Genomic DNA, 7,437 nt, shown 5'->3' on the forward strand with positions numbered 1-7,437 from the left:
GCATCAGTCGAAGTGGGTAATCACACTTCATAGAGGCTTCGACTTACGCTCAGCCAACGCTTACACAATCAAAGTGGGCAGGAATATAGTCATAGCCTAAAAAACGATAACAATACAAAAGGGGCATAACGCCCCTTTTGTATTGTTTATAGTTGTGGATAGCTGATGATTACATCATGCCAGGCATACCGCCCATTCCACCCATGCCGCCCATTGCAGCAGCCGGATCAGCTTTGTCTTCTTTAATCTCACCAACCATTGCTTCTGTTGTGATCATAAGACCAGCAACAGATGCAGCGTGTTGCAATGCTGAGCGCGTTACTTTCGTTGGATCTAAGATACCCATCTCGATCATATCACCATAAGTATCATTTGCAGCGTTATAGCCATAGCTGCCATCTTTAGCGCGAACGTTATTAACAACAACAGAAGCTTCTCCACCCGCATTTTTAACGATCTGACGTAAAGGCGCTTCCATCGCACGACGCATTAATGCGATACCGTGGTCTTGGTCTTCATTGTCACCTTTTAGAGCCTCAAGAGCAGCTTGTGCACGAAGTAGTGCAACACCACCACCAGCAACAACGCCTTCTTCAACCGCAGCGCGCGTTGCATGAAGCGCATCATCAACACGGTCTTTTTTCTCTTTCATCTCAACTTCAGTCACAGCGCCAACACGGATTACAGCGACACCGCCTGCTAACTTAGCTAAACGCTCTTGAAGCTTCTCGCGATCATAGTCAGAGGTTGACTCCTCAATTTGCTTTTTGATTTGCGCAACACGTGCTTCGATATTCGCTTTTTGACCAGCGCCATCAATAACTGTTGTATCATCTTTAGTGATTTGCACACGTGCAGCCGTACCTAAATGCTCAATCGTTGCTTTCTCTAATGTTAAACCAACTTCTTCAGCAATAACTGTAGCACCTGTTAAGATAGCGATATCTTCTAGCATTGCTTTACGGCGATCACCAAAGCCAGGTGCTTTGACTGCAGCAACTTTCACAATACCACGAATATTATTAACAACTAATGTTGCTAATGCTTCACCTTCAACATCTTCAGCGATAATCAATAATGGCTTACCAGACTTAGCAACACCTTCTAATGTTGGCAATAAATCACGGATATTAGAGACTTTCTTATCAACGATCAAAATATACGGATTATCAAGCTCAGCCGTCATATTCTCTTGATTAGTTGCAAAATATGGAGATAAGTAACCACGATCAAATTGCATACCTTCAACCACGTCCAATTCATCTTCGAAGCCTTTGCCTTCTTCAACAGTGATAACACCTTCAGAACCTACTTTAGCCATTGCTTTAGCAATTAGCTCACCAACAGTTGCGTCAGAGTTTGCTGAGATTGTACCAACTTGCTCAACTGCCTTATTATCAGCACATGGCTTAGATAATGCTTTTAATGCATCAACCGCTTTAATTGTCGCTTTATCAATACCACGCTTAAGGTCCATCGGGTTCATGCCTGCAGCAACCGCTTTTAGACCATCTGTTAATAAAGCTTGTGCTAGAACAGTTGCCGTCGTTGTACCATCACCTGCGATATCAGCAGTTTTTGAGGCCACTTCTTTAACCATTTGCGCACCCATGTTGGCAAACTTATCTTGTAGTTCAATTTCTTTAGCAACAGATACACCATCTTTAGTGATTGCTGGGGCACCAAATGATTTCTCAAGTACCACATTGCGTCCTTTAGGACCTAAAGTTACTTTTACTGCATTAGCTAGTGTATTAACACCATCTAGCATACGAGTACGTGCGTCATCTGAAAACATTACTTCTTTAGCGGCCATGTTTCTTTCCTCTTAAATTTCTTTGTTTAGCTTTAATTGTTAAAATACGTTTACGTTTTGAACAAAAATAATGCCTACTAATAACCTTATAGCTTCTGGGTGTATACAATACGCCCCTACGAGGTAAATCAGCAAACATCCAATATTTTTATTTATTCAATCACACCCATAATATCTTCTTCACGCATCATCAATAGTTCTTCACCATCGACTTTAACTTCATTGCCTGCGTACTTACCGAATAATACTTTATCACCAATTTTAACATCAAGCGCACGCACGCCGCCATCTGTTAAAACCTTACCGTGACCTGCTGCAATAATCGTACCTTGCATTGGTTTTTCCTTAGCACTATCCGTTAAGATAATCCCGCCTGCTGATTTTTCTTCTTCCTCAGCGCGACGAACCAACACTCTATCATGTAAAGGGCGAATTGCCATATTTAGACTCCTTTTTTAACCTATTGTTAAACATTAGTTGTTTATTGCAGGCAGAAATATGGTGATAGCAATTTGCATTTCAAGAAAAATTTTTAAAGTTTTTTGATTTATTTTTTAAGGTCCCAGCAATTGATTATTTTGCAATCAAAATTTCACTTTTGACCTCACCCAGGGATGATTCATTGTTTGGATAAAATTCACCCTCATTCAACATTATTGTATGTATCACCAACCAATTGGCAGTCTGTTTTTTAATTCATCTTTTAATCGATCTTTCACTGCATTAGTGCCTGATTCGATTAAGATGTTTTGTAATTGAGCACTATCCATCTCAATCACTGGATGAGCTAAACTACCTTTCACATTAAATTTCAGTGGCAGCTTCGCTAATGATTGATTGACACCACCGGCATTAAGCTTCGCATCATAAAATGTAATATTTGCAGGCGCATTCAGTTGAATATCACCAGATTGCCAGCCCCAAGATCCATGCATACTAATATCATATGTCTTAGCCGTGAGATTAAAGCTATTCCCAAACTTAATATCACTTAACAGTTTATCCGCCGGCATACTTTTAAGCATTAAACCAAAGCTTGGCGCAATTCGACTATTATTCGCACTAACAAAATCAATATTCAGGGTCTTATCGGCACTAACAATATTAATTTTTGTCGGCGCGATGGTCAGCCACGGTTGCGTTGAAAGATTACTTGCTTTGACATTTAATTGTAACTCATCACTATAATGAATATTGTTGACCATGAGTTTAGCAATCACAAGGGTTGGTGATTGCTCAATTAGGTGCAATGCCTGCCTTTGTGCATATTGATAGACGGGTATAATATCATTATTTTCTTTGCTGATGACTTTATCTTCCTGAGCAACCGGCTCAGGTGCTAGCCATTTAATCACGCGCACAAGCTTAGCAAGATAGCCATAATATTCGTTGGCATTTTTAATGTAATGACGTACATCAAATTGTTGTGTTTTATCCTTTTTGCTCACATCTTTGACTGAGTCTGTTATTTTTGATTTATCATCAACTGGCGTTGCAGTATCACTTTCTGTACTTGTATTAGCATATAATGAGGCTTTGCTTTGACGTTTACTATTTGTTAGTACACGATCAACAACCACATCACTTAGCTCAAGTCGTTTTGCCAACAGTGCGCTTACATTGACTTCAGCTTTTAACTCTTTTGCAAAGAAACTATTTTGATATAAATCATCAGGGTTCGCAAAAGCCAGATCCTTGATAACTATTTTCCCATCTAAAGCATCGATATCAAGTTGGCCTATATCTACTGTCGCGCCATTAACTTTAGTTAGCTGAGTAACTAAAATATTTTTGACAACTTGCGACTGCAAGAAGCTACTCATAACAAATAACAAAACAATGATCACAACCGTTACGATCACACCCCACCAACGAAACGGATGCTTCAGTTTTTTATCACGCAACTGAACCCAATCAATTTTATGTGCTGATTTACCAAAGACAGCCCATGATATGACTTTGATAGATCGCTTATTAATGATTCTATTGTAAGCTTCTTTTCCAGTCTGTAGGGTCGCCATCTTAACTTTGATAGTTTTGGCAGATCGCGCAAGCAAAATGCCCACAATCACACCAAGAATGATTGCCAAGATGAAGCTGCCGCTCACCAGATAATAATCAAATCCCGCATAGGCTAATACTGGTGCGTTAATCATCCATTTAAATAAAGGTTGCAAGAAACCATCTAATAACCAAGTCCCTAGATGATAAGATAACGCCTCTAAAACAAAAGATAAAATTTCAGCAACCGCAAAAATAATGGCTGCCACGACTAAGTTGACATTTAATAACAACAAAAGCAAAACGGCAACAAGATAGATAAATGGCGAATATTGAAATCCCGGCATAAACCCTAATAAGAAACCAAATAACGCCGCTAAAAATAACTGCATTGGATTGGATTGCCCCGTAATAATCGCTATAAGTTTTTTGATAAATTTCATCGTGATATCCTTTCTAAATCGACTCGCAAACAAACTGTAGTCTAAAAAGCATATTCACTCAAGCTTGATACGCTTCAGGAAAATATAAATAAAAACGATTTTACAGTATTCTTGATTTTACATTTCTTGTGCTTTTATATGTGCTCGTTGGCTGAGCATTAGTCGAAGCCACTTTTTACTCTACCCCTTCGACTTAGCTCAGGGGACAGTCAACGTTTTTGTTACTTTATCGTTAACACATGTTTTCATAGCTCCTCTAGCAATCTCTCGTTATAATGCAGCCAACTCAATTTTGCTTAAAGAAGGCCTTCGCTATTTTATGGATTTGATACACTACCTTATTGACTTTGTGCTCAACCTAAATGTTCACATGAACACACTGGTTAACACCTTTGGTCTTTGGACTTATGCGCTGTTGTTTTTAATTATTTTTTGTGAAACCGGCTTGGTGATTATGCCTTTTCTACCCGGTGACTCTTTATTATTTGCCGTTGGCATTATTACTGCAACCACCAATCTAAATGTTCATTTGATGGTATTTGTACTAGCATTCGCTGCTATTTTGGGTGATAACGTTAACTATTGGGTGGGTCATTTGTTTGGTGAGAAATTATTTAAACCAGATGCTAAAATTCTTAAAACATCTCATCTTGAAAAAACCCATCAGTTTTTTGAAAAGTATGGTGCCAAAGCCATTATTATCGCGCGTTTTGTGCCAATCATTCGCACATTCACCCCATTTGCCGCTGGCATGGGAGAGATGCCCTATCGCCGCTTTATCACTTTAAGTGTTATTGCAGCATTTATTTGGGTCGGATCAATCACATATCTTGGCTATTTCTTTAGTAATATTCCATTTATGCAGGAAAACTTCAGCTATCTTGTTATTGCCATTATTCTTGTCTCAATCATGCCTGCAATTATTGAAATAATTAAAAAGCGTCGCTCACTTAAAAAACAAAAGAGCTGTTAATTCCGTCCATCTCAGGCGTGATACATTTCGTATGATTCAGTATGTTTATTAATTAACAGATTGTTGATAATCTACCCCCATCTTAGCAAGTTCATAAAGAAAGCTAATACATCATTGTAATACTCTGGGGGGAGGATAGGGTGTTTAGCAAAGTTAAGACAGGAATAAGATCTTAATTTTGTTAAACTTGCCCTTGAAAATTCATACCGTTTTGATATTTATATGCCTTATTATAGCGACTTAATCTGGCACCTCACAGCTATTTCAATTGCTCAACACCCACACTTATAGCCCATATTTCGCACCAAGGTAATCGATTTTGCATTATCTTATATATGGTCACATTTTAAGCACATAAAAGGTGAGGCAGCTAGCTAATGCCTTTGTCAAAACACCAAAAAAAAGTGGAAATACAAATTTTAGGCGGATTTATCCTAGTTGAAGTTAAATCTTGTTGTTATTTTGATCATCTTTATTGTCTAAACCGTATATATATCTTGCCCTAAAACCAAACAGGTTAATGATTTTTATACGGATAGGATTCAAGTTTAAAACAGTCTCTTGCTTTTCATCTCCAGAAGTAATAATCAAAAGTTGTATACCCAAAAACAACCTGAAAACACGCAGCATGGTTGGATTGTCAGTTTCTTTACCATTTTGATTAGGAATAGTTTCTGAATGCTCTTTAAGCGTTTGCCTAAGCTTATGCTGTGCAATGCAGTACACCATCAAACAAAGGGTCATAACCATCATTAAAGCCGAGATTCTGTGAGGCGTATGAAGATGAATAGCTGAAACCTGAAAGTCTTTGTTTTTCATAAAAGCAAAACCGCTTTCGGTTCCAGATTGTTTTTTATAATTCACTAACATCTCATTAGGCGCAATACGTTGTGATTCAATATCGTTAGTGGCTAATACAAATCTGCCTTTGCGACGCATATGCTGGTCAATTGCCTGCTGATCTCTTTTTATCGTAAGATCAACGTAATATTTTAACGCATCTGGCTTCTGATCTTTTTTAGGTCTTCCTTTGCCAGTGTAATATTTACGTTCCTTTATTTCAAAGTTTGCAACATGATATTTTAGCTTTTTTGTAAAACCGTTAATTGCACTTTGAGCATCTTCTTTGCACGCATAATTCTGACAAGAAAAATGCCATGCTTCTTTACCAAAGCTTTGATCCAGTTTGGATAGTTTTTTTTCAAATGTTTTTATTTCTCTATCATAAGCTTGTTGTGAAAACACTACTGACCAATATTGCTTTACACCTTCATGCGTCACGCCAATACAGCAGATTTTATATCCATTACCATGCTCAACCCAAGAAAAATCATCATCAGATAAACCCACAAGATCACCGCAGAGCTTTATGCGTTCAGGAACACGTGAAAGCCATATAATATTATCGTTGTTCTTTACACAGTTGCTATATGCCGCACTATCAGCGACATATAAAAATTTAGCATCATCATGGATTGATTTTATAAATTCGTTGACCCGCTGAAATGACTCAGGCATAACCTTTTGATCTGATGCATTACCAGAGTGAGATTCCATCCATAGTGGAAAGCAAGCAGCACCAGTAGTTGCCATATTTAAAACAACTTGCTTTAAATCAGGTCGGTGTGCTTTTGAGTAACCGTAATTTACTTCTGGTGTTGGAAGACTTCCATTATTAAGCAAGAGACCACGGTTCTGATAATCATCTCCAAAAACACTGAATGATGTGGTATCCATATGCAGATTATTACCAAGCAAATCATTTTCCAATGCTATAGGGTAGGCAATTGATGCGAAAAGTTTCTCTACTCCGTATTTAGCAATTTCATCTAGCCCCCTTGCTAAGGCATCGTCTGTGAAATGCACAGGCAAAACACCGTCACCTATCAATCTCTCAAGTGGCTTGTCAGCAAGAAATTCAGCATACATATATAACCTTGTATCAACAAAACCAAGACCATTTATTATCATACCAGCAACACGCTGACCTATTGTCAAATTAGCGCCTTTATCTTTACTTACAGGTATTAGGTTGTCTATTTTTTCAATCAAACCAATATCTTGTATGGTTGCAGCAACTAAACCAAGATGATCTATTGTCTCACTGTGCACCAACTCGCTTTCTAAAAGCATGAATCTTCATTATATTTTTATTGTACAGTAGATGATAAATCAAATTTTATAATTTTGGTGCGAAATATGGG

Annotated in this window: 5 protein-coding genes; 1 reads left to right on the forward strand and 4 read right to left on the reverse strand. The window is 38.0% G+C overall.

Annotation, left to right across the window (positions count from 1 at the left end; genetic code table 11):
* Positions 1 to 169: 169 nt before the first annotated feature.
* From groL to ACY10D_RS05510, 3 genes are all read right to left on the reverse strand, one after another.
* The gene (groL, locus tag ACY10D_RS05500; RefSeq protein WP_486999766.1) at positions 170 to 1,816 is read right to left on the reverse strand and encodes a chaperonin GroEL; all 1,647 of its coding nucleotides are present in this window, start codon (positions 1,814 to 1,816) and stop codon (positions 170 to 172) included.
* Positions 1,817 to 1,968: 152 nt separating this feature from the next.
* The gene (locus ACY10D_RS05505) at positions 1,969 to 2,256 is read right to left on the reverse strand and encodes a co-chaperone GroES (RefSeq protein WP_192484177.1); all 288 of its coding nucleotides are present in this window, start codon (positions 2,254 to 2,256) and stop codon (positions 1,969 to 1,971) included.
* A gap of 225 nt (positions 2,257 to 2,481) precedes the next feature.
* Positions 2,482 to 4,260, reverse strand: a complete 1,779-nt coding sequence (locus tag ACY10D_RS05510) for a TIGR03546 family protein (RefSeq protein ID WP_486999767.1) — start codon at positions 4,258 to 4,260, stop codon at positions 2,482 to 2,484.
* A 319-nt stretch (positions 4,261 to 4,579) separates the two neighbouring features.
* Here ACY10D_RS05510 and ACY10D_RS05515 point away from each other — a divergent pair, with 319 nt between their 5' ends.
* Positions 4,580 to 5,233: a DedA family protein gene (locus ACY10D_RS05515; protein WP_192484180.1), complete on the forward strand. Its 654-nt coding sequence runs from the start codon at positions 4,580 to 4,582 to the stop codon at positions 5,231 to 5,233.
* A 444-nt stretch (positions 5,234 to 5,677) separates the two neighbouring features.
* On the opposite strand, the gene ACY10D_RS05520 is transcribed toward ACY10D_RS05515, so the two are convergent.
* Positions 5,678 to 7,366 carry an IS1634 family transposase gene (locus tag ACY10D_RS05520; protein ID WP_486999768.1) on the reverse strand — a complete coding sequence of 563 codons (1,689 nt, stop codon included), beginning with the start codon at positions 7,364 to 7,366 and terminating at the stop codon, positions 5,678 to 5,680.
* Between the last annotated feature and the right edge of the window lie 71 nt (positions 7,367 to 7,437).

The sequence above is a fragment of the Cysteiniphilum sp. genome (genome assembly GCF_057495195.1).

Coding starts and splice junctions, on each gene's coding strand:
- ACY10D_RS05505 (WP_192484177.1), bottom strand. CDS start 2,256: ATGGCAATTCGCCCTTTACATGATAGAGTGTTGGTTCGTCGCGCTGAG.
- ACY10D_RS05515 (WP_192484180.1), top strand. CDS start 4,580: ATGGATTTGATACACTACCTTATTGACTTTGTGCTCAACCTAAATGTT.
- ACY10D_RS05510 (WP_486999767.1), bottom strand. CDS start 4,260: ATGAAATTTATCAAAAAACTTATAGCGATTATTACGGGGCAATCCAAT.
- groL (WP_486999766.1), bottom strand. CDS start 1,816: ATGGCCGCTAAAGAAGTAATGTTTTCAGATGACGCACGTACTCGTATG.
- ACY10D_RS05520 (WP_486999768.1), bottom strand. CDS start 7,366: ATGCTTTTAGAAAGCGAGTTGGTGCACAGTGAGACAATAGATCATCTT.